Below are 18,966 nucleotides of genomic sequence, written 5' to 3'. Positions count from 1 at the left end.
TTTAAGCCAATATGACTCAAACAGGCCTGATGGTTACTCGGCTATCCGCTCAATTCTTGCCAGATAAAAGCCATCGAAACCGGTTTTGGCCGGGCTGATGGTTTCCTCATCGAGTAAGCGGAAATGGTTTTGCTGCTTCAGAAAACGCGCTACCTGCTGCTCGTTTTCCTGCGGCATAATCGAGCAAGTGGCGTAAACCAGGATCCCGCCCACCTTCACCATGCGGCTGTAACTGCCGAGAATATGCTCCTGTAGCTCCATCAGCACCGGCAAGCGCTCCGGAGTATCACGCCATTTGGTGTCCGGGTTGCGTTTCAGCACCCCAAGCCCTGAGCAAGGCACATCCAAAAGTACCCTGTCGGCGCTGAGTTTCAAACGTTTGATGGTCTTGCTGGATGCAATCAGCCGGGTTTCCACATTGTGGGCGCCGGCGCGGCGAGCCCGCTGTTTGAGGTTATCCAGCTTCCACTGCTCAACATCCATCGCCAGCAGTCGTCCCTTGCCCTGCATTTTGGCGGCCAGGTGCAGCGTCTTGCCGCCGGCACCGGCGCAAGCATCAATGACCCGCATCCCGGGTTCAACCCCAAGAGCTTCGGCGACATGTTGCGAGCCGGCATCCTGCTGCTCGAACCAGCCCGACTTGAAGCATTCGGTGCGAAACAGCGCTGAATCGGAAATCACTTCAAGAGCGCTGGCAACCTCGGGGACTTCACAAGTCTCAACCCCTTCCTTGGCAAGACGAGCCTTGAGTTCTTCCCGGCTGCACTTAAGCAAATTGGTGCGTAGATAACGTTTGGGGGCCTGGGTCAAAGCATGGCGCTCGGCCGGCCAGTTATCGCCCAGTTGTTCACTCCCTAGCGCTTCGAGCCACTGTGGGCAACCATCGAGCAGCGCAGGCATAGCCTGGGCCTCAGCCATCCGCTGCTCAAGCAGTTCACTGTCCATCTGCAGCGCGTAGCGCATTTTCGGCAGCTCAAGGCCATTGGCCATATGCCAGGCGTTGATGAGCCTGGTGCCTTCACGCTCAATTTGCTCCGCTGCAACATCGGCCAGAAAGCTGTAATAACTTAAACGGCGCAAAATATCACCGGTGACCAGAGCAATTCTGGCTTGCTCCCAAGGCTTGAGGCGCTCAGGTGCAAACTGCTTTGAGTAGGCGCGATCCAGCGGAGCACCTTGGGTCAGTACCTGATTGAGAATCGCAATGACCAGCTCACTGGCATGTTCGCTAAGCGGGGAGTTAAGCATATTTGGGCCTCGGGATGGAAAACCGCTGGATCATAGGAGTTCGCCCCCTGCTCTGCAAGGGGCTTGAGTGGCTTTGGCGGGATTAATCGGTTTTTAAGACACGATTTACCCTATTTGAGCTTGGACATGCTACGGCTCTGGGGCGATATGTCATCCAAAAAGAAACCCGACGAGGGCCGGGTTTCTTGAGATAGCTTAATGTTCAAAAACAGCTGATTAGCGGGCCACGTACTCGCGGGCAATCTCAGCCGCCAACTTGGCATTGTTGTAAACCAGCTCTATGTTGGCGGTCAGGCTGTGACCTTCGGTAATTTCGGCAACTTTGGCCAACAGGAACGGCGTTGAAGCCTTACCGCCTATGCCTTTCTCATCCATTTCAGCCACTGCGCGGGCGATGGCGCCATCGATCAGTGCTTTATCCAACGCATGTTCGTGAGGAATTGGGTTGGCAATCACCATACCGCCCTTGAGCCCCATGTCCCACTTGGCTTTCATGGCGGCAGCCACTTCTACCGGCTGCTCCAAGCGATAGTCGACACCGAAGTCACTCTCGCGGGTATAGAAAGCCGGCAGTTTATCAGTTTGGAAACCAACGACAGGCACGCCTTGCGTTTCCAGATATTCACGGGTCAGGCCCAGATCCAAAATAGACTTGGCACCGGCGCAAACCACGGCCACATCTGTGTTGGCCAGCTCCTGCAAATCAGCAGAGATATCGAAAGTTTGCTGAGCGCCGCGGTGTACACCGCCGATACCGCCGGTAGCAAACACCTTAATACCGGCCATTGCCGCCAGGATCATGGTAGAAGCAACTGTGGTGGCACCGTCTGCACCTTTGGCAACGATAAAGGGAATGTCACGGCGACTGGTTTTGATAACGGCTTCACCGGCCTTGCCCAGGTAATTGATCTCTTCCTGGCTCATACCCACTTTGAGGCGGCCCTTGAGAATGGCGATAGTTGCGGGTACAGCGCCATTATCACGGATGATCTGCTCCACCTTGAGCGCTGTCTCAACGTTCTGCGGATACGGCATACCATGGGAAATAATGGTCGATTCCAGCGCGACCACCGGCTTGCCTTGTTCCAGGGCTGCTTGAACTTCAGGATGAATATCCAGATACTGCTTCAGCATAACGACTCCTTGATAATACGGTTTACAGAGATTTCAGACATATTGGGGTTGATAGTTGCGATATGAGACAGCGCCAACCGGGCCGCGGCCATCGCAAATTCTGTGGTTTCCAGCAATGGCCACTGCTTGAGCCAACCGTGAGCCAATCCGGCCAGGAAGGCATCTCCGGCGCCATTGGCGTTGACCATTTCCACCTGCTTGGCGCTCACCATCTGTGACTCACCGCCATCGCTGACAAATACACCTTCACTGCCCATACTGAGGAAAATCCGCTTGACGCCCTGGTCATGGAACCAGTTAGCGATGGCGCTTAAGTCTTCTTTGCTGCGCATTTCGATGCCGGAGAGGTGCTCGGCTTCTTTGAGGTTGGGTTTGAGAGTGTGGATAGCGTTGAGGTAAGGCTTGATTTTCATCGCTTTGACACAGGAAACCGTGTCAATAAATACCGGAACTTGAGGGAAGTTGCTCAGCAGATAGGATAAGGCGGCTTCGGAAAGGTTGGTATCCAACACCAGCAGCTCGGCGCGGCGCAGCATATCTTCCAGCCCCTTGAGCACTTCGGGGCCCAATCTTTCCAAAATGGCCATGTCGTTGATGGCTACATGCATATCGGCGTCGCCATCCAGTACCGAAAGATAGGTGGAGGTCACCGCGTCTTCGAACTGCAAACTGTTGCCCATATCGACTCCGGCCTGACGACACTGGGCGGTGATCATTTCACCATAGGCGTCTTTACCTACCGCCGTCACCAGCCGGGTATCTGAACCCAGACGAGCCAGGTTTTCGGCAATGTTGCGCCCAACACCGCCGGGTGAGCAACTGACGCTGCCGGGATTGGAATCCCCTACCCTGAGCTTGGAAGCCGGCCGGCCAAGAATATCCATATTGGCGCCGCCTATCACGACCGCAAAGGGATTCTCCGCCAAGATATACCCCTTGCCACGGATCACGCCTTTGTGAGTCAAGTTCATGATATGACCTGCGACTGCAGAGCGGGTTATGCCCAGCTGATCAGCAAGTTTTTGCTGCGGTATCAAAGGGTCAGCTTTAATAAGGGCCAGAATTTCGAGTTCACGTTCTGTCATTGGCGCTTTCCTGTGCAAACATTTGTTCTCATGACAAACTTTTGTTTGCACAATAAACACTATGACTGAGGCTGGCAAGCGGAATTTAACTCCTAATTACAACTTCGTGATCTACACAGCAATTTTTAACAAGTCGAAGTTTCTATAAAAAATCTATCAATTCATATAGATAAACCGAACCAACCAAGACGCGTCCTGTCATAAAAACAATTAAAATGGTTGAAGTTAACTGCGGTAAGTTTGAGCGCAACATCTGTTGTATTGTCGTAAACAGCAGGGCTCAGTGTTGCAGAATAGCAGCCCTGCTTGTGGCCACGTCTGTGCTAGTGATTGCAACGTCACCCACAAAGACAGGCTACTCCGCTATCTGCCTGATGGCTTAAATGACAAGAAGTTAATAAGAAGTTCAAATGATAGGCCACTCAAATGAATAGGTAGCTCGAATGATAAGTAACCCAAAGGATTGAGTAGCTATAGAAACAGATTAATAGAGAAATACTGGCTGGAAAGCGAGAATGAAAGCGCCCTTGACCGAGCGCCTTATGAGGTGTGGAGAGCAGTCGTTATTGCACTGTCCAAAAGCAGAGCCGCGGACAAGCTAACGCTGTCCGCTGACAAAAGGACTGATAACATCACGCCTGCAAAATGTCAGATGCCCAGCTCTTTGAACAGATCGTCTGTGTCATCATCGGCATTGGCGGCCTTAACCCAAGGCGATTCCGGCGCTTTGCCCTGCGCCTGTTGATTGCCGTGGCGGGCCAGCAACAAATCCGGATCAAACTCTTCATCGGTTTCAAACTCGGCCAAGCGGATAAACTCTGTCTTGTCCATGGCAAACTCAAGATAGAAGATATGGTTGTTTTCTGTCTTGAACGACACCCGGCGGGCTATAGGATCATCCAGGTTGGCGTCGATAGAGATGGTCAGCTCCTTGTTGATGGTCAACATCTTTGGCTGGCTCTGACTGATGGACGTTTGCAGCTCCTTGGACACCTTACCGATAAAGTCCCCCAGCATCTGATTCATCAATTCGCCCATCACATTGCCCACCTCGTCTGAGGTATGAGAGAAAGCCAACTCCTCCTCCGGCATGCCCATATGCAGCATGTAGCGGCGATAGATTTCCAACGCGGCAGCCGCTGAAAAGTTGATCACCACCAGGCCTGAGAAGCCACCATCAAAAATAGAGAAACACCCAACGTCCGGCTTGAGTCGGGTACGGGTTATCTTTTGCACTATACCTGCATGGGACAGAGTGCTGGCGGTGGTAGCCGACAAGACATGGGTCACAGAGTGACAGAGTTTCAGCAAAATATCGTCTGAGCTAATGACTTGAGGTGTATTCATGAAGAGAGACCAATAATAGACATAAGGTTAATTCTGAGCCGATTTTGTTTAAAAATCAAAGTGAAAACAACAAATTAGCCCTTTACTTATGACATGTGTGATCCAACACATCTTAAGCTTTTGATATTAGAGCCGATATCCAGAATGCAGCCTCGAAGGCATGAGGGCTGTTTTCCCCTCTGTTGGCACGATTTAACGCGAACAATGAGCGCGATCAACAAAGCAATACACGCAAGGTAAAAAGGTTTCACTTGGTTTTTCCATCGCGTTATAGTCGCTGCCAACTACCTAATAAGAAATAACAAAGGAGTACAAAATGGCATTACTCAGGAAGCTCACCATTCTTCAGCGCCTTATCCTTATGTTGGTTCTGGCCGCGATAGGCACCCTGTGTTTCGCCAGTTTTTCCATCAAAGAACAGTATGACAATCTGATAACCCAGAAATGGTTGCAAAATGATGCCCAGTTGAACACGGCCCTGTCTGTAGTTGCCGCACATCGCACTCAGGCACAAGCGGGTAAACTCACTCTCGAAGAGGCTCAACAGGAGTCGGCCGCCTTGGTCGGTCAGATGCGTTATGGCCGTGAAGGCTACTTTATTCTGCTGTCGGATCAGGGCAAGATCATCGCCCACGGCGCCGAGCCTTCGCTGGTGGGTCAAGCCATTGCCGGTTATCGCATCAAAGACGGCAGCAATCCGCTGGCCCAGCTACAACAACAAGCCAAGGCCAATGGCACAGGCAAACTCAGCTATGAGATCCGCAACCCGGCCAGTGGCAATAGCGAAGAAAAGCTCACCGAATCCAGATATGACAAAGATTGGGGCTGGACCCTGCTCACCGGCACATATATCAGCGATGTCAACGCCACTATGAAGTCAGTATCAATCGATTATCTGATCATTATGATGTTGATTTCAGCGCCGATTTTCATCTTCTTCCTGGTGCTCAATCAATCCATTACCGCGCCGCTCAAGACCGCCATCGCCGCAATGGAGGATATTGCCCAAGGTGAAGGCGACCTCAGTAAAAGGCTCGAGGGTCAAGGCCGTGATGAAGTGGCTGCACTCGCCCGTGCCTTTAACAGTTTTGTAGAGAAGATAGGTAGAACCGTCAGCGAACTGCAGCCACTTGGTGCATCGCTGGGCGAGGACGCCGAGCACCTGACAGTCGCAGTCAAAGAGTCCAACCACAGCGCCGATAACATCCACAGAGAAACCGCCAGCGTGGCTACCGCCGTGAATCAGATGCTGGCAACCACACAGGAGATGGCCAACAATACCCAGCAGGCTGCCGATGCCGCTTCCAGCGTCAAACAACAAGCCCTCAGCGGTAAAGAGACCATGGATGCAACACTGGCAAACTGCCAGGAGCTGGTGCGCGAACTGCAGGCTGCAGAAAATCTTACCGAAACCCTGGGTCAGGCTTCAGGCAGAATTGGCGGCATTCTCGACGTTATCCGCACCATTGCCGAACAAACCAACCTTTTGGCACTCAACGCCGCCATCGAAGCCGCCCGCGCCGGTACTCACGGCCGCGGCTTTGCGGTAGTGGCCGATGAAGTGCGCGCCCTTGCCAACCGCACTCAGGACTCCACCAACGAAATACACAAGCTGATCAGTGAAATTCAATCCGGTGTCAGCGCCGTTATGGAGAGTAACAGCCAAACACAGAGCCAATCCTCCGAGCTGCAAAAACAGGCCGAAGCAGCAGGCTCTGCCATGGATCAAATCCTTTCCCTGGTAGCGCAGATAAGCGATATGAATACCCAACTCGCCAGCGCTACCGAAGAGCAATCTTTGGTGACCGAAGAGATCAATCGCAATGTCAGCACCATTTCTGAGCTGACTCAAGTTTCAGTGCAAGCCAATGCCAGCAACCAAAGCGCGGCGATGTCGCTTGAGCAGATCAGCCAGAACATGCGCCGCACTCTGGGGCAATTCAAGATCTAACATCTCGAGCGGCAGAACGTATTCTGCCCCTTTCTTATTGTGATAAGCTAAGGAAGGTGCAAATGAGTCCTCGTGGCACTCTCTTTTGTAGAGAGTGGTTTGCACAGCAATTGGCGTTCAAGACATCTGACTGAAGGCATGCCGGAGCCTGTCGAAGTCGGATAACGCAGAGAGCCGGTTGCTGTGAAAACCCCGAAGGGCGTGGCTTACAGGCCTGCCTGCGGTGTTGTGCTTCTTGCAAAGGACTAGGGCCATTTGCGGCGAACCACGCCTTGCATCCAGGCCTGTAAGCCGACGCAGAGCACACATGGGACTTGTTCGCACCTTCCCGGAGTTTGCCGTACCCGGCAGGTGATGCCGCAGCGGCGGCCATTAGGTCGCCCGGGCGAGAAAAGAGGTATTGGCTTTGCGCATGACATTGGCGGTCTATCCGCAGCTATTCACTATCCACAGTTTCAGCTCAGATACTCAGGTTCCGGCCGAGGTACTGAGCCAGCCGCTGTTTTTTATCGCCAAAACCCGCGAGGAACTCTCGGTTGTCGTCGATTGTAAACTGGAGCTCGATAGCCTGGAGCAGGAAGAAGACTGGCGTTGTCTTGAGCTTTTAGGGCCGCTCGGCTTTTCCATGACGGGTATCATGGCCAGAGTCTCGGCGACTCTCGCCGATGCCCATGTGAGTATTTTTACTGTTTCAACCTTCGATACCGACTATATACTGCTGAAGAAAGATAAGTTGGATACCGCCATTCGCGCCCTCAGAAAACAGCAATATCAGGTTATTGAATATGGCAATTGACGGCTTGTTCGCCGGAGTATTGCAAAACGTCAGCCGTTACCGGATATTATTCAGTTAATTACATGAGTCAAAGAAGTCTATGTACGAAAAAACCGTCACTATTACCGCCAAACACGGGATCCATACCCGCCCTGCCGCACTGCTGGTAAAAGAGGCGAAACAGTACGATTGTGATGTGATGGTTGAGTGCCAGGGCAAACAAGCCAGTGCCAAGAGTCTGTTCAAGTTGCAGACACTGGGGCTCTATCAAGGCGTGTCTGTCAGAGTATTTGCCGAAGGTGAACAAGCTCGCGAAGCCGTTGAACGGGTGTCGGAACTGTTGATCACCTTAAGTTGAGAGGAACACAGATGCGCCTCGCCGGAATTGCAGTCTCATCGGGTATCGCCTTCGGAGAAGCGGTAGTCTACAACCCCTTTGACAACAGCATGGATTACCGCCTGCTGCCACTTGCCAAAATCCCTCAAGAGCTGAATAAGCTCACCCAGGCACTGCAGCGCTTGTGCCAGCAGTTACAGACCAGCCTGGATAAACTGACCGAAGATTCAGACAACTTCCAATTGGTGGAAGCCGATCTGCTGCTACTGGAAGATGCCGAACTTATTCAACAAATTCGCGAGTCCATCAGTGGGCTGCAGTTTTCAGCCACAGCGGCGGTAGAGCGGGTCTTTGCCCACCAGGCCAGTGAACTTGAAGCGTTGGAAGACCCTTACCTTGCAAACCGGGCCCAGGACGTACGCTGCCTCGGCAGACGACTTATCAGCAGTATCAACGGCGCCGATGCCGATGGCCTGGATAAACTCAAACATGACTCCATCTTGTTGGCCCAGGATCTGACACCGGCGGAATTTGCCCTGCTGCCCCTTGAACATATCAAAGGCATCATACTGAAGACAGGTGGCCTCACCAGCCACACGGCTATCCTGGCCCGTGCCGCCGGCATCCCCGCCCTGCTTTCCTGCAACTATCAAACAGGCAATATCAATGCCGGCGATCCGCTCATTCTGGATGCCAACCAAGGTGCCTTATTTGTTCGCCCGGAGCAAACCGAAGTAACAGAGCTTAAGCAGAGATTTGAGCGCGAGCAGGCAAGACGCAGCGCACTGGAGCAATACCGGGACAGGCAGACCCAGACCCAGGACGGCAAACGTATCAGCCTAATGGCCAACGTGGGTAACCTCAATGAGATCTCCCGTCTGCCCCAGGTCGGCGCGGAAGGAATAGGCCTGTTTCGTACCGAATTCATGCTGATGGATGTCAGTTGCATTCCAGATGAAAAGGCTCAGTACAACCTTTATTGCGATGCCCTGCAGCTGCTCAACGGCCAGCCCTTCACCATACGCACTCTGGATATAGGTGCAGACAAGGAACTGCCTTGCCTGGATCAGGCAATAGAAGACAATCCTGCGCTTGGCATGCGCGGCGTGCGCTACACCCTTAAACATCCTGAAATTCTGCAGACACAACTACGGGCCGTATTGCGCGCCGCCAATCATGGTCCGGTTCGGTTGATGCTGCCCATGGTTAATCAGGTTGAAGAGTTGGACGCCGTACTGGATATGCTGGAGCACTGCAAACAGCAGCTCAGCGAGGCCGAGAAAGGCTATGGAGAAATCACCCTTGGCATAGTGGTGGAAACCCCTGCCGCGGTTATGAACCTGCCAACGCTGCTGCCAAAGCTGGACTTTATCAGCATAGGTACCAATGACTTGACGCAATATGCCATGGCGGCGGACAGGACCAACCCTGAATTAACCCGGGATTATCCCTCATTTTCACCGGCGATCCTCAGGCTGATTGCCATGACAATAGCAGACGCCAAAGCGGCCAACATCAGGGTGTCTTTGTGCGGAGAGCTGGCAGGTGATCCGCGCATTGCGCCAATACTGATGGGCATGGGGCTGGACGAGTTGTCGGTCAACCCCGGCTCTGTGCTGGAAGTCAAAGCGGCGCTGTGCGAGGGTAACTTCAGTCAATTTGCAGAGCAGGCCAAAAAAGCACTCGCCTGCACTCGATTGTCTGAATTGACATCCTTGATCTCCCTCTGTCATTAAGGCTGTTAATTCAGTATGCTAAGCAAAAATCCCCTTCCCCAACCTGAACGTTGTCGAGGGACTGTTTAACCGGAAACCAGAAGTCATCCGGAAACCAAAAACAAAAAGGACAAAACAACCCATGGGATTTTTAAGCCGGATCCGCCGCATGGTATCGGGGCAGCCCAACATAGAAGGCGGCATTAAAGTTTATGCCCCTATCAGTGGCGATATTGTTGCCATTGAAAAAGTGCCGGATGTGGTCTTCGCCGAAAAGATTGTTGGCGATGGCATCGCCATAGAGCCCAAAGGCCAATTTATGCTGGCACCGATTGACGGCACTATAGGCAAAATTTTTGAGACCAACCATGCCTTCAGCATAGAGTCGCCCCAAGGGTTGGAACTGTTTGTTCACTTTGGCGTTGGTACCATAGAACTTAGAGGAAAAGGCTTCAAACGCCTGGCCCAGGAAGGCCAGGACGTTAAAGCCGGCGAACCTATACTGGAGTTTGACCTCGATTTTCTCAAAGATCAGGTCAACAGCCTGCTCACCCCTGTGGTGCTGGCTAATATGGAAGACGTTAAGTACCTGGAAAAACGCCAGGGTAGCGTCAGCGCCGGCAAAGATGTGATATTTACGGTTCAGGTTTAGATGGCTGGCAAACGGACAACGCTCAAGTGCATTATTTGTCCGAGTGCATTTGAGCTTCTCCAAGACCACAAAAGCGCATCTGCCCCTTCCAGTACTGATAACCAAGTCTGCAGGCCATGGTAGAGCCACCATGAGACTTATTCAAACCAATCATGAAGGCTCAACATTGCATCATCTTTCCGCTTATCTCACCTTTTAGTGATTGATTAACCCGAAAATGCTATTTATTGTCTATAAAACTCAGTATGTTAGACATAACAAATTCAAAGGTGGACGCTTGAGCTGATGCTGTTTTGAATTGCTTAAGAAGTTTTGCATCCTAGCGGTAGCCATGTTGATACGTAGCCTTTCCTGTGACAAAACGTGTTTTCATACAAGGGGCTGGACGCGCTTTTTATACCTCTTCGTTGCCGATTTAGACATAGCACTTTTCTCCAGACTATATGAGCATTGACATAGAAAATACCATGATTGACAAAACTGTTAGAGAAGAAATCCTTTCCAGGATAAAAAGGGCTGAAAAAGAACACGGGGTTCGGGTACTTTACGCCATTGAATCTGGTAGTCGAGCTTGGGGATTCGAGTCCCCCAACAGTGATTATGATGTGCGTTTCATATACGTCCATCCTAAAGATTGGTACCTAGCTGTTGACTTGGAAGATAAGAGAGATGTTATTGAATATCCCATTGTCGATGAAATTGATATCAATGGCTGGGATCTAAGAAAGGCATTGAAACTTTTTTCTAAATCTAATCCAGCATTTGTGGAGTGGCTGCAATCCCCCATCGTATATATCGAACGAGGTGCATTTGCTCAAGAAGCTCGGGCACTGCTTTCAAAGGTCTACTCTATTGATAAGGGGATATACCATTACCGGAGCATGGCTAAGGCGAATTACCGAGGTTATCTCCGTGATGAAATGGTGCCAATTAAAAAGTACTTCTATGTATTGAGGCCATTGCTTTCGATTATGTGGCTGGAAAGGTACCAAAAGCCGGCACCTATTGAATTTGAAAAACTTCGACAAATAGTCAGTGACAGAACTGAGTTAAATAGCCAGATATCACACTTACTTGAAAGAAAGAAGAGAAGTTTAGAGAAGGAGTTCGCACCACCTATACCAGAGATAAATGAATTTATTGAATTTGAGCTGAAACGATTGGAGTCTTTCTCAAATAATACAGAAAAAGGTGAGCAGGCCATGGGTGAACTGAATGCATTATTCCATAAAGTACTGAGTCGACTTTTAGCTATCGAGTGAGTCGCAGCCTATCTCCCCCAGGTTAGAATCCCTTATACCGTAAATTTGCGGGCTCACCTGCAAATTCAGCACAATGCCCAGTACAAAACTTGACCACCAACTATCTGTAAAATTGGCAGTTTAGGACTTGAACATGACAGCAATCAGTGAAGAATACTATGTTTTATCAAATAACTATTTAAAGGTGAACTTCGTTGTCAATATGGAAGATGATCGAGAGTTTAGCTTGTTGATGGACAAGAAAATATCAACATCTACTCCAGTGAACTTTGAATGCATTAGTTTAAAGAGTTTTGAAAGCATTGCGGCTCCCTTTGATGTATCTGTCAATACAGAAATATTATTTGACTTGGACTTTCTTTCCACTCTATCTGAGTTGAAACTATATCAAACCTCTCTCATTCCCGCTAAAGTTATCAACAAAGACTATATATACCTTCACTGTTACAACATCATAAATATAGAAGAAGAATGTATAGGCTTCGATTTTAGCAAGTTATCCAATATACCGTTAGAGAAAAGGTTAGTCTTTAAACCTTCTTTGGACGCTATTGTTGTTTTCTTTCACAAATCAATAATGGATAAGCTTAATAGCGTTAAGGAAGTGCAATACGTTAAACATAAGAAAGCTTCCGATTGGTCTATAGAATGGGAAAGGTCGTGATTAGTAGCGAGTTTACAACTGGCGATATAACGCACCTGGTTTACCATTGACCAAAAACTGATTGAATTCAAAGCAAAATTTAGAAGAATAAGTTGTATAGATACGTTTTCCTTATCTGAAGGGTTCTCACTCTAAACTGCCCGCTTCCAGTGGTGCTTCCACGACAGCCTAATCAGCTCATTGGTGACAGACTCAGGTTTGGGATCTGAATTCGGGGGAAAGGTCAACCTCTTCCACTGCGCCCGGGGTCACTATGCCTTGGTTACACAAAGCGCCGGCGAGACGTATGAATTGCCCCATCAAGATAGCCCTTTTCATCGGTTTTGCCTTTGTTATACTCGCTGACAATCACGAACTATAAGCAATACAGAGAAACGGACTCGTCATGACAGATAGACTCTATGGGATTAAAAACTGCGACACGGTAAAAAAAGCACGAAAATGGTTGGAGGCCAAGGGCCAGCAAGTGACTTTTGTAGATTTTCGTGAGCAGGAACTTTCACAAGACACACTCAAGGCCTGGGTCGAGCGCATCGGCTGGGAGGCGGTGCTGAACAAACGCTCCACCAGTTTCCGTGCGCTGGATGACGCCGATAAGCAGGATATTGATAGTGCCAAGGCGATATCCCTGATGCTGGCCAATCCAACCCTTATCAAACGCCCTGTATTGACCCGAGGTCAAGATGTGATGACCGGTTTTAAAGAAGCCGACTACCAAGCGTGGTTCGGACTATGAGTCAGCAGGTGCTTGAACTTGCCAAGGAGTTGATCTCCAGGGCATCTGTTACCCCTCTGGATGAAGGCTGTCAGGCATTGATGGCCGAGCGACTCGCCAAACTGGGCTTTGCCAACGAGTCCATGGTATTTGAAGATACCACCAATCTCTGGTCTCGCCGCGGTACTGAAGGACCGGTATTTTGTTTTGCCGGCCATACAGATGTGGTACCGCCGGGGGACTTGGCCAATTGGCATACTCCGCCCTTCGAGCCAGTGGTTATCGACGACTATCTTCACGGCCGCGGCGCCGCAGATATGAAAGGCTCGCTGGCGGCCATGGTGGTGGCCACCGAGCGTTTTGTGACCGCCCATCCGCACCATCAAGGCTCTATCGCTTTTCTGATCACCAGCGATGAAGAAGGCCCCTTTATCAACGGCACCACCCGGGTGATAGACACCCTGGAAGCGCGCAATGAAAAGATCACCTGGGCCTTGGTCGGTGAGCCATCCAGTACTCTCAAACTGGGCGATGTGGTCAAAAATGGCCGCCGCGGCAGCCTCACCGGCAATCTCGTCGTCAAGGGTATTCAAGGACATGTGGCCTACCCTCACCTGGCGGATAACCCAGTGCACAAGGCTGCGCCGGCGTTGGCCGAACTTGCCGCCATGCAGTGGGACAAAGGCAATGAGTTTTTCCCGCCGACCAGTTTTCAGATAGCCAATATCAACGGCGGTACAGGGGCATCCAACGTGATCCCGGGTGAGCTCAAGGTGATGTTCAACTTCCGTTACTCTACCGAAGTCACCGCCGAAGAGCTGATTAAGCGGGTCGAGAATATCCTCGATGCCCATGGACTGAATTATGAGCTTGGCTGGATCTTCAACGGCCTGCCATTTTTGACCGGCGATGGCCCGTTGCTTGAAGCGACCCGCCAAGCGATTAAAGAGGTAACAGGCTCAGAGACCGACCCGCAAACCTCGGGCGGCACTTCAGATGGGCGCTTTATTGCCCCTACCGGTGCTCAGGTAATAGAGTTGGGGCCGGTAAATGCCACCATTCACAAGGTTAATGAGTGCGTTAAAGTCGCGGATCTCGAGCTGTTGGCCCAGTGTTATCAGCGTATCCTGGAAAAACTGTTGTTGGAGTAAGTGATGGCAAGGGGCGATTTTCTCTATGGCCTTGAGACTGAAGCAGAGCCGCAAAGGACACTGGTTAGTCTAAGTGGCAGTAAAAGCGGGTCAGGCGCTGAAGTTTGGCTGGAAGCCGAGACGGCCAAGGCCTTTCTTGAGATGCAAGCCGCCGCCGAGCAAGATGGCATCGCCCTGGCCATCTGCTCGGGTTATCGCAGCTTTGAGCGTCAACTCGCGATTTGGAATGCCAAAGCCTCAGGGAAGCGCACTCTACTGGATAAAGACTCACTCCCTGTGGGTGACATCGACGCGCTCAGTGATGATGAGTTAGTGGCGCTTATTTTGCTTTGGTCGGCACTGCCTGGCGCCTCTCGTCACCACTGGGGGACGGACGTGGATCTATTCGACAGCGCCCAAATCAGCAAGCATGAACTCAAGTTGGTTAACGCCGAGTATGAACCCCAGGGCCCTTGCTATAAATTGGATCTGTGGCTGGACGAGCGCGCCCCGGATTTTGGCTTCTACCGCCCTTTTCAGGCGGGACTCAGTGGCGTTAGCCCGGAGCGTTGGCATTTGAGTTTCCTGCCAAAGGCCAAAGGGTTTCTCGAGCGGTTTGATAGCGAGCGTCTGCGGCAAATACTCGACCACAGTGACGTCACACTCAAGCAAGGTTTGCTTCGGCGTTTGCCGGAACTGGTCGAGACTTATGTCAGGCACGTTGCCCCCTATCCGGTTGGATTCAAATAAGTACTTTTGAAGCACGTTTGAAAAAGCGAGTTTAAATAAACATCATGCGATTTCGCGCTCAGATCCTAAGCCGGCAAACTTGGGGTATCCTGTGTCCCAAACAATAAATCCGGAATACCTTTCAACAATGACTGACTTCAATCAATATCGGCAGCAAATCGAACTCAGAGGCGAACCCCTCAGCTATTTGGATATAGGCCAGGGCCCTGTGCTACTGCTCGGCCACAGCTACCTTTGGGACGCCACCATGTGGCAACAGCAACTGCCTGTACTGGCGAAACACTACCGCTGCATAGTGCCGGATCTCTGGGGCCATGGACAGTCAGGCGCGATTCCCGCGCATACCGAGAGCCTGGCGGATATCGCCACCGATATGTTGACCTTGATGGATAAACTCAGCGTCGATGAATTCACTGTCATCGGCTTGTCGGTCGGCGCCATGTGGGGGGCCGAGCTGGTTCTGAAGGCGCCTTCAAGAGTCAAGGCGTTGGTGATGATGGGCAGCTTCCTCGGCTTTGAGCCCGAAGTTACCCGCAACAAATATATGGCCATGTTGGATGGCATCAGCCAATTGGGGCAAATTCCTGCGCCCATGGCCGAGCAGATAGCACCTATGTTTTTTGCCGTAACCACAGCAAGTCTACGGCCGCAACTGCTGAGTGATTTCGCCAGCGCCCTGCAAAGTATTTCACCAGAGCGTATCCCTGATACCGTCGCCATGGGCAAACTGATTTTCAATCGCCGTGACGCAATGGAAGATGCCGATAACTTGACCCTGCCCTGTTTAATCATGTCAGGAGTAGAAGACACGGCGCGCACTGTACTGGAATCCTTTTTAATGGTCGATGCCATAGACGGCGCCGAGATGGTGCAGATACCGGCGGCTGGCCATATTTCTGTGTTGGAACAGGGCGATTTTATCAACCAAGCCCTGCTGACGTTTCTTGAAAAGCATCACTGAAATCCGGCCGCGATGGATAGACCAGCGCGGCTTTATTTTCTGATACACTGCCGGAAATAAACCGGACACTATGGTGTTCCCATAAGCTATTTTGTGAGCCTGAATGAAAATACTGAAACCGCTTTTTGAAAACAACCGCCGCTGGGCAGCCAGAATAAGCACAGAAAACCCGCAGTTTTTCGAGCAACTGGCCAAACAGCAAAACCCCGAATATCTCTGGATAGGTTGTTCCGACAGCCGGGTACCCTCCAACCAGATCATAGATCTGATGCCGGGGGAAGTATTTGTACATCGCAATATCGCCAACATGGTGATCCACACAGATCTCAACTGTTTGTCTGTTCTGCAATATGCGGTCGATGTCCTCAAGGTGAAACACATCATGGTGGTGGGCCACTACGGCTGCGGCGGCGTCAGGGCCGCCATGGGTACCGACAGACTCGGGCTTATCGACAACTGGCTGGGGCATCTCAGGGATATCTACCGCCTGCACCATCAGGAGCTTGAACACCTCAATGACAAGCAGAAGTTTGACCGCCTCTGTGAGCTCAATGTGATTGAGCAGGTCGCCAATGTCACCAGCAGCAACATAGTCCAGGAAGCCTGGGCCAAGGGACAAAATCTGTCGATACACGGCTGGATATATGGAATAGACAATGGGCTTTTGACCGATCTTGACGTCACAGTGGATGGCGGACATCAAAGGGTGGAATGATCCAAACAGACAAGGGGCGCAGCAGCGCCCCTTGCTTTATCGGTGAAATTTTACGCAGTTGGATTTTTTCCGAAAGAAAGCATCGCAGTATGTTGGCCACCCCGTTATAATTCTGCAGTTAACACGGGTGCTCAGTCATCCGGTCACCCGGCGCATTTCGCGTGACAGCCTTATGGCATAAGGCCTTTTCTGGCGTGACCCTCCCAGAGCACAACACTATCTAAGGAGACACCTTCCATGCCCGGTTTTGAATTGTTTGGTCCTGAAGAAAAACAGGAAGTAGCAGACGTCATGGAGAACGGATTCACCTTCCGTTACAACTTTGATGCCATGCGTAATGATCGCTGGAAAACCCGCGATATGGAGCAGCTCTTATGTGACAAGATGAATGTCAAGCATGCTCACCTGCTCTCCAGCGGTACTGCCGCCCTGCAAACCGCGCTGGCCGCCGCCGGTATCGGCGCCGGGGATGAAGTGATTGTTCCTCCTTTCACCTTTGTCGCTTCTGTTGAGGCAGTATTCATGGCCGGCGCCATTCCGGTATTTGCCGAAATCGATGAGACTCTGTGTCTGTCACCAGAAGGAATTGAAGCCGCCATCACTCCACGCACCAAGGCGGTAAACCTGGTACACATGTGCGGTTCCATGGCCAAGATGGACGAAATCAAAGCCATCTGTGAAAAACACAATCTGGTACTGCTGGAAGATGCCTGTCAGGCTATCGGCGGCAGCTACAAAGGTCAGGCACTGGGTACCATAGGCGCTGTGGGTTGTTTCTCTTTCGACTCGGTTAAAACCATCACCTGTGGTGAAGGTGGCGCTGTGATCACCAATGATGAAACCATCTACAACCACGCCCACATGTTCTCTGACCACGGCCATGATCATATAGGTAATGACCGCGGCGCCGAGTCTCACCCTATCATGGGCCTCAACTTCCGTATCAGCGAAATGAACGCCGCCCTGGGTCTGGCTCAGCTGCGCAAACTGGACACCATAGTGGAGATCCAGCGTCGCAACAAAAAGCTTATCAAAGACGCCATGGCCGATATTGAAGAAGTTACTTTCCGCGAAATTCCGGATCCTGAAGGCGACAGCGCCGGTTTCCTCAGCTTTATGCTGCCAACCGAGCAACGCACTCAGGAAGTCAGCAAGGCGCTCTCCGCCAACGGTGTCGATGGTTGCTTCTACTGGTATGTCAACAACTGGCACTACCTGAAAAACTGGCATCACATTCAGCAGCTCAAGAGCCCTGCTGCCCTGCCGATCACATTAATCGAAGATCGTCCGGATTATACTAAGATTTCTGTGCCCAAATCTGACGCTATCATGAGCCGGACCATTTCCATGCTGATCAAGCTGTCCTGGACTGAAGAACAGATTGCCGAGCGCATTGCCAACATCAAGAAAGCATTTGCCCAATAACCTAAAGGGAGCTGGTTGCTATGAGTTTCAAGAATTTTAAAGTCGTCCCCAAAATGATCTTTGGTCGCGGTTCTTTTGTCCAACTGGATGAAGTGCTGGCCGCCGAGCGCAAAGAAGCCAACGACTTCGTGGTTTTCGTAGTGGATGACGTTCACAAGGGCAAGCCACTGGAAGGCCGTTTGCCTTTGAAAGAGCAAGATTTCTTGCTGTGGGTCAATGTCGATGATGAGCCAACCACAGAGCAGGTTGACAGCCTTACCGAACAGGTTCAGGCATTCAACAGCAAACTGCCTGTGAGCGTAGTCGGTCTTGGCGGCGGCGCCACCATGGATCTGGCCAAAGCCGTATCTTTGATGCTGACCAACCCAGGCGGTTCTGCCAAGTATCAAGGCTGGGATCTGATCAAGAACCCTGCGATTCACCATATCGGTATCCCTACCATTTCCGGTACAGGTGCCGAAGCTTCACGTACTGCGGTGCTGTGCGGCCCTGAGCGTAAACTGGGTCTGAACTCTGACTACACAGTATTCGATCAGATCATCATGGACTCCGAGCTGATTGCCGGCGTACCCACAGACCAATGGTTCTACACAGGTATGGACTGCTATATCCACTGTGTTGAGTCTCTGCAAGGTACCTTCCTGAACGAGTTCTCACGCGCCTACGCCGAGAAGTCCATGGATATGTGCCGTGAAGTATTCCTGGGCGATCACCCTGAGAAAGACGACAAGCTGATGATGGCCTCCTTCATGGGCGGTATGAGTATCGCCTATAGCCAGGTAGGTGCCTGTCACGCGGTTTCTTACGGTCTGTCTTATATTCTGGGTTATCACCACGGTATTGGTAACTGTATCGCCTTCGACGTACTGGAAGAATTCTACCCTGAAGGGGTTGAAGAGTTCCGCGCCATGATGAAGAAGCACAACATCCAGTTGCCTAAAAACATCTGTAAAGACCTGCCGGACGAAACCATTGCCGCCATGGTTAAAGTCACCAAGAGCATGGGTCCTTTGTGGGCCAACGTCTATGGTGACAGCTGGCAGGAAAAAGTCACCGATGAGATGCTGACCAAGCTGTTCCGTCGTATCTAAGCCGGTAAA

The 18,966-nt window shown here is 51.2% G+C and carries 19 protein-coding genes; 14 read left to right on the top strand and 5 right to left on the bottom strand.

Translation table 11 applies throughout. The features are described 5' to 3' along the window. Nucleotides 1–33: 33 nt before the first annotated feature. From ACMHXI_RS02200 to ACMHXI_RS02185, 4 genes are all read right to left on the bottom strand, one after another. Nucleotides 34–1,248 carry an RsmB/NOP family class I SAM-dependent RNA methyltransferase gene (locus ACMHXI_RS02200; protein ID WP_144437666.1) on the bottom strand — a complete coding sequence of 405 codons (1,215 nt, stop codon included), beginning with the start codon at nucleotides 1,246–1,248 and terminating at the stop codon, nucleotides 34–36. A gap of 216 nt (nucleotides 1,249–1,464) precedes the next feature. Beyond that, nucleotides 1,465–2,382: a pseudouridine-5'-phosphate glycosidase gene (locus tag ACMHXI_RS02195; protein WP_025010261.1), complete on the bottom strand. Its 918-nt coding sequence runs from the start codon at nucleotides 2,380–2,382 to the stop codon at nucleotides 1,465–1,467. Then, nucleotides 2,376–3,467 carry a PfkB family carbohydrate kinase gene (locus ACMHXI_RS02190; RefSeq protein WP_071237420.1) on the bottom strand — a complete coding sequence of 364 codons (1,092 nt, stop codon included), beginning with the start codon at nucleotides 3,465–3,467 and terminating at the stop codon, nucleotides 2,376–2,378. The genes ACMHXI_RS02195 and ACMHXI_RS02190 overlap by 7 nt, the downstream gene beginning before the upstream one ends. Before the next feature lie 648 nt (nucleotides 3,468–4,115). Next, nucleotides 4,116–4,814, bottom strand: coding sequence for a DUF3334 family protein (locus ACMHXI_RS02185; RefSeq protein WP_025010259.1), 699 nt, complete (start codon nucleotides 4,812–4,814; stop codon nucleotides 4,116–4,118). Nucleotides 4,815–5,130: 316 nt separating this feature from the next. Here ACMHXI_RS02185 and ACMHXI_RS02180 point away from each other — a divergent pair, with 316 nt between their 5' ends. The 7 genes from ACMHXI_RS02180 to ACMHXI_RS02150 all read left to right on the top strand — a co-directional run bounded on the left by ACMHXI_RS02180 (nucleotide 5,131) and on the right by ACMHXI_RS02150 (nucleotide 12,170). After that, on the top strand, nucleotides 5,131–6,765 hold the full coding sequence (locus tag ACMHXI_RS02180) for a methyl-accepting chemotaxis protein (protein WP_208147039.1): 1,635 nt from the start codon (nucleotides 5,131–5,133) through the stop codon (nucleotides 6,763–6,765). A 406-nt stretch (nucleotides 6,766–7,171) separates the two neighbouring features. Continuing rightward, nucleotides 7,172–7,561, top strand: a complete 390-nt coding sequence (locus ACMHXI_RS02175) for an ACT domain-containing protein (RefSeq protein WP_025010258.1) — start codon at nucleotides 7,172–7,174, stop codon at nucleotides 7,559–7,561. A gap of 79 nt (nucleotides 7,562–7,640) precedes the next feature. Further along, complete coding sequence (locus ACMHXI_RS02170) at nucleotides 7,641–7,898, top strand: HPr family phosphocarrier protein (protein ID WP_028779985.1); 258 nt, start codon at nucleotides 7,641–7,643, stop codon at nucleotides 7,896–7,898. An 11-nt stretch (nucleotides 7,899–7,909) separates the two neighbouring features. Beyond that, on the top strand, nucleotides 7,910–9,613 hold the full coding sequence (ptsP, locus tag ACMHXI_RS02165) for a phosphoenolpyruvate--protein phosphotransferase (RefSeq protein WP_345870647.1): 1,704 nt from the start codon (nucleotides 7,910–7,912) through the stop codon (nucleotides 9,611–9,613). Nucleotides 9,614–9,734: 121 nt separating this feature from the next. Next, entirely contained in the window at nucleotides 9,735–10,244 is a 510-nt protein-coding gene (gene crr / locus ACMHXI_RS02160; protein ID WP_025010257.1) for a PTS glucose transporter subunit IIA, read from the top strand. 467 nt (nucleotides 10,245–10,711) lie between these two features. Next, nucleotides 10,712–11,506: a DNA polymerase beta superfamily protein gene (locus ACMHXI_RS02155; protein ID WP_234504393.1), complete on the top strand. Its 795-nt coding sequence runs from the start codon at nucleotides 10,712–10,714 to the stop codon at nucleotides 11,504–11,506. A 133-nt stretch (nucleotides 11,507–11,639) separates the two neighbouring features. After that, nucleotides 11,640–12,170 (top strand): hypothetical protein, encoded by a 531-nt coding sequence (locus ACMHXI_RS02150; protein WP_413733884.1) that lies wholly within the window; start codon nucleotides 11,640–11,642, stop codon nucleotides 12,168–12,170. A gap of 192 nt (nucleotides 12,171–12,362) precedes the next feature. Here the strand turns inward: ACMHXI_RS02150 and ACMHXI_RS02145 are convergent, their stop codons facing one another. Continuing rightward, nucleotides 12,363–12,488, bottom strand: a complete 126-nt coding sequence (locus tag ACMHXI_RS02145) for a hypothetical protein (protein ID WP_263858522.1) — start codon at nucleotides 12,486–12,488, stop codon at nucleotides 12,363–12,365. A gap of 67 nt (nucleotides 12,489–12,555) precedes the next feature. On the opposite strand from ACMHXI_RS02145, the gene ACMHXI_RS02140 reads away from it, so the two are divergent. The 7 genes from ACMHXI_RS02140 to kdnB all read left to right on the top strand — a co-directional run bounded on the left by ACMHXI_RS02140 (nucleotide 12,556) and on the right by kdnB (nucleotide 18,957). Continuing rightward, on the top strand, nucleotides 12,556–12,906 hold the full coding sequence (locus tag ACMHXI_RS02140) for an ArsC family reductase (protein ID WP_025010255.1): 351 nt from the start codon (nucleotides 12,556–12,558) through the stop codon (nucleotides 12,904–12,906). Next, nucleotides 12,903–14,036, top strand: a complete 1,134-nt coding sequence (dapE, locus tag ACMHXI_RS02135; RefSeq protein WP_144131105.1) for a succinyl-diaminopimelate desuccinylase — start codon at nucleotides 12,903–12,905, stop codon at nucleotides 14,034–14,036. Before ACMHXI_RS02140 ends, dapE begins: the two co-directional genes overlap by 4 nt. A gap of 3 nt (nucleotides 14,037–14,039) precedes the next feature. Next, nucleotides 14,040–14,765, top strand: coding sequence for a M15 family metallopeptidase (locus ACMHXI_RS02130; RefSeq protein WP_342188694.1), 726 nt, complete (start codon nucleotides 14,040–14,042; stop codon nucleotides 14,763–14,765). 127 nt (nucleotides 14,766–14,892) lie between these two features. After that, nucleotides 14,893–15,726, top strand: coding sequence for an alpha/beta fold hydrolase (locus ACMHXI_RS02125; protein ID WP_107004883.1), 834 nt, complete (start codon nucleotides 14,893–14,895; stop codon nucleotides 15,724–15,726). A 103-nt stretch (nucleotides 15,727–15,829) separates the two neighbouring features. Further along, nucleotides 15,830–16,441, top strand: coding sequence for a carbonate dehydratase (gene can / locus ACMHXI_RS02120; protein ID WP_044734561.1), 612 nt, complete (start codon nucleotides 15,830–15,832; stop codon nucleotides 16,439–16,441). A gap of 237 nt (nucleotides 16,442–16,678) precedes the next feature. Further along, nucleotides 16,679–17,866 (top strand): 8-amino-3,8-dideoxy-alpha-D-manno-octulosonate transaminase KdnA, encoded by a 1,188-nt coding sequence (gene kdnA / locus ACMHXI_RS02115; protein ID WP_028779993.1) that lies wholly within the window; start codon nucleotides 16,679–16,681, stop codon nucleotides 17,864–17,866. A gap of 20 nt (nucleotides 17,867–17,886) precedes the next feature. Continuing rightward, nucleotides 17,887–18,957, top strand: a complete 1,071-nt coding sequence (gene kdnB, locus ACMHXI_RS02110) for a 3-deoxy-alpha-D-manno-octulosonate 8-oxidase KdnB (protein WP_025890026.1) — start codon at nucleotides 17,887–17,889, stop codon at nucleotides 18,955–18,957. Nucleotides 18,958–18,966: the final 9 nt, after the last annotated feature.

Origin of the sequence: Shewanella sp. BJSY2023SW005 (assembly GCF_047314585.1) — a bacterium.
GTDB classification, from domain to species: Bacteria; Pseudomonadota; Gammaproteobacteria; order Enterobacterales; family Shewanellaceae; genus Shewanella; species Shewanella algae.
This window is presented reverse-complemented; position numbering and strand designations above follow the sequence as displayed.

Coding starts and splice junctions, on each gene's coding strand:
- ACMHXI_RS02200 (WP_144437666.1), bottom strand. CDS start 1,248: ATGCTTAACTCCCCGCTTAGCGAACATGCCAGTGAGCTGGTCATTGCG.
- ACMHXI_RS02195 (WP_025010261.1), bottom strand. CDS start 2,382: ATGCTGAAGCAGTATCTGGATATTCATCCTGAAGTTCAAGCAGCCCTG.
- ACMHXI_RS02190 (WP_071237420.1), bottom strand. CDS start 3,467: ATGACAGAACGTGAACTCGAAATTCTGGCCCTTATTAAAGCTGACCCT.
- ACMHXI_RS02185 (WP_025010259.1), bottom strand. CDS start 4,814: ATGAATACACCTCAAGTCATTAGCTCAGACGATATTTTGCTGAAACTC.
- ACMHXI_RS02180 (WP_208147039.1), top strand. CDS start 5,131: ATGGCATTACTCAGGAAGCTCACCATTCTTCAGCGCCTTATCCTTATG.
- ACMHXI_RS02170 (WP_028779985.1), top strand. CDS start 7,641: ATGTACGAAAAAACCGTCACTATTACCGCCAAACACGGGATCCATACC.
- ptsP (WP_345870647.1), top strand. CDS start 7,910: ATGCGCCTCGCCGGAATTGCAGTCTCATCGGGTATCGCCTTCGGAGAA.
- crr (WP_025010257.1), top strand. CDS start 9,735: ATGGGATTTTTAAGCCGGATCCGCCGCATGGTATCGGGGCAGCCCAAC.
- ACMHXI_RS02155 (WP_234504393.1), top strand. CDS start 10,712: ATGATTGACAAAACTGTTAGAGAAGAAATCCTTTCCAGGATAAAAAGG.
- ACMHXI_RS02150 (WP_413733884.1), top strand. CDS start 11,640: ATGACAGCAATCAGTGAAGAATACTATGTTTTATCAAATAACTATTTA.
- ACMHXI_RS02145 (WP_263858522.1), bottom strand. CDS start 12,488: ATGAAAAGGGCTATCTTGATGGGGCAATTCATACGTCTCGCCGGCGCT.
- ACMHXI_RS02140 (WP_025010255.1), top strand. CDS start 12,556: ATGACAGATAGACTCTATGGGATTAAAAACTGCGACACGGTAAAAAAA.
- dapE (WP_144131105.1), top strand. CDS start 12,903: ATGAGTCAGCAGGTGCTTGAACTTGCCAAGGAGTTGATCTCCAGGGCA.
- ACMHXI_RS02130 (WP_342188694.1), top strand. CDS start 14,040: ATGGCAAGGGGCGATTTTCTCTATGGCCTTGAGACTGAAGCAGAGCCG.
- ACMHXI_RS02125 (WP_107004883.1), top strand. CDS start 14,893: ATGACTGACTTCAATCAATATCGGCAGCAAATCGAACTCAGAGGCGAA.
- can (WP_044734561.1), top strand. CDS start 15,830: ATGAAAATACTGAAACCGCTTTTTGAAAACAACCGCCGCTGGGCAGCC.
- kdnA (WP_028779993.1), top strand. CDS start 16,679: ATGCCCGGTTTTGAATTGTTTGGTCCTGAAGAAAAACAGGAAGTAGCA.
- kdnB (WP_025890026.1), top strand. CDS start 17,887: ATGAGTTTCAAGAATTTTAAAGTCGTCCCCAAAATGATCTTTGGTCGC.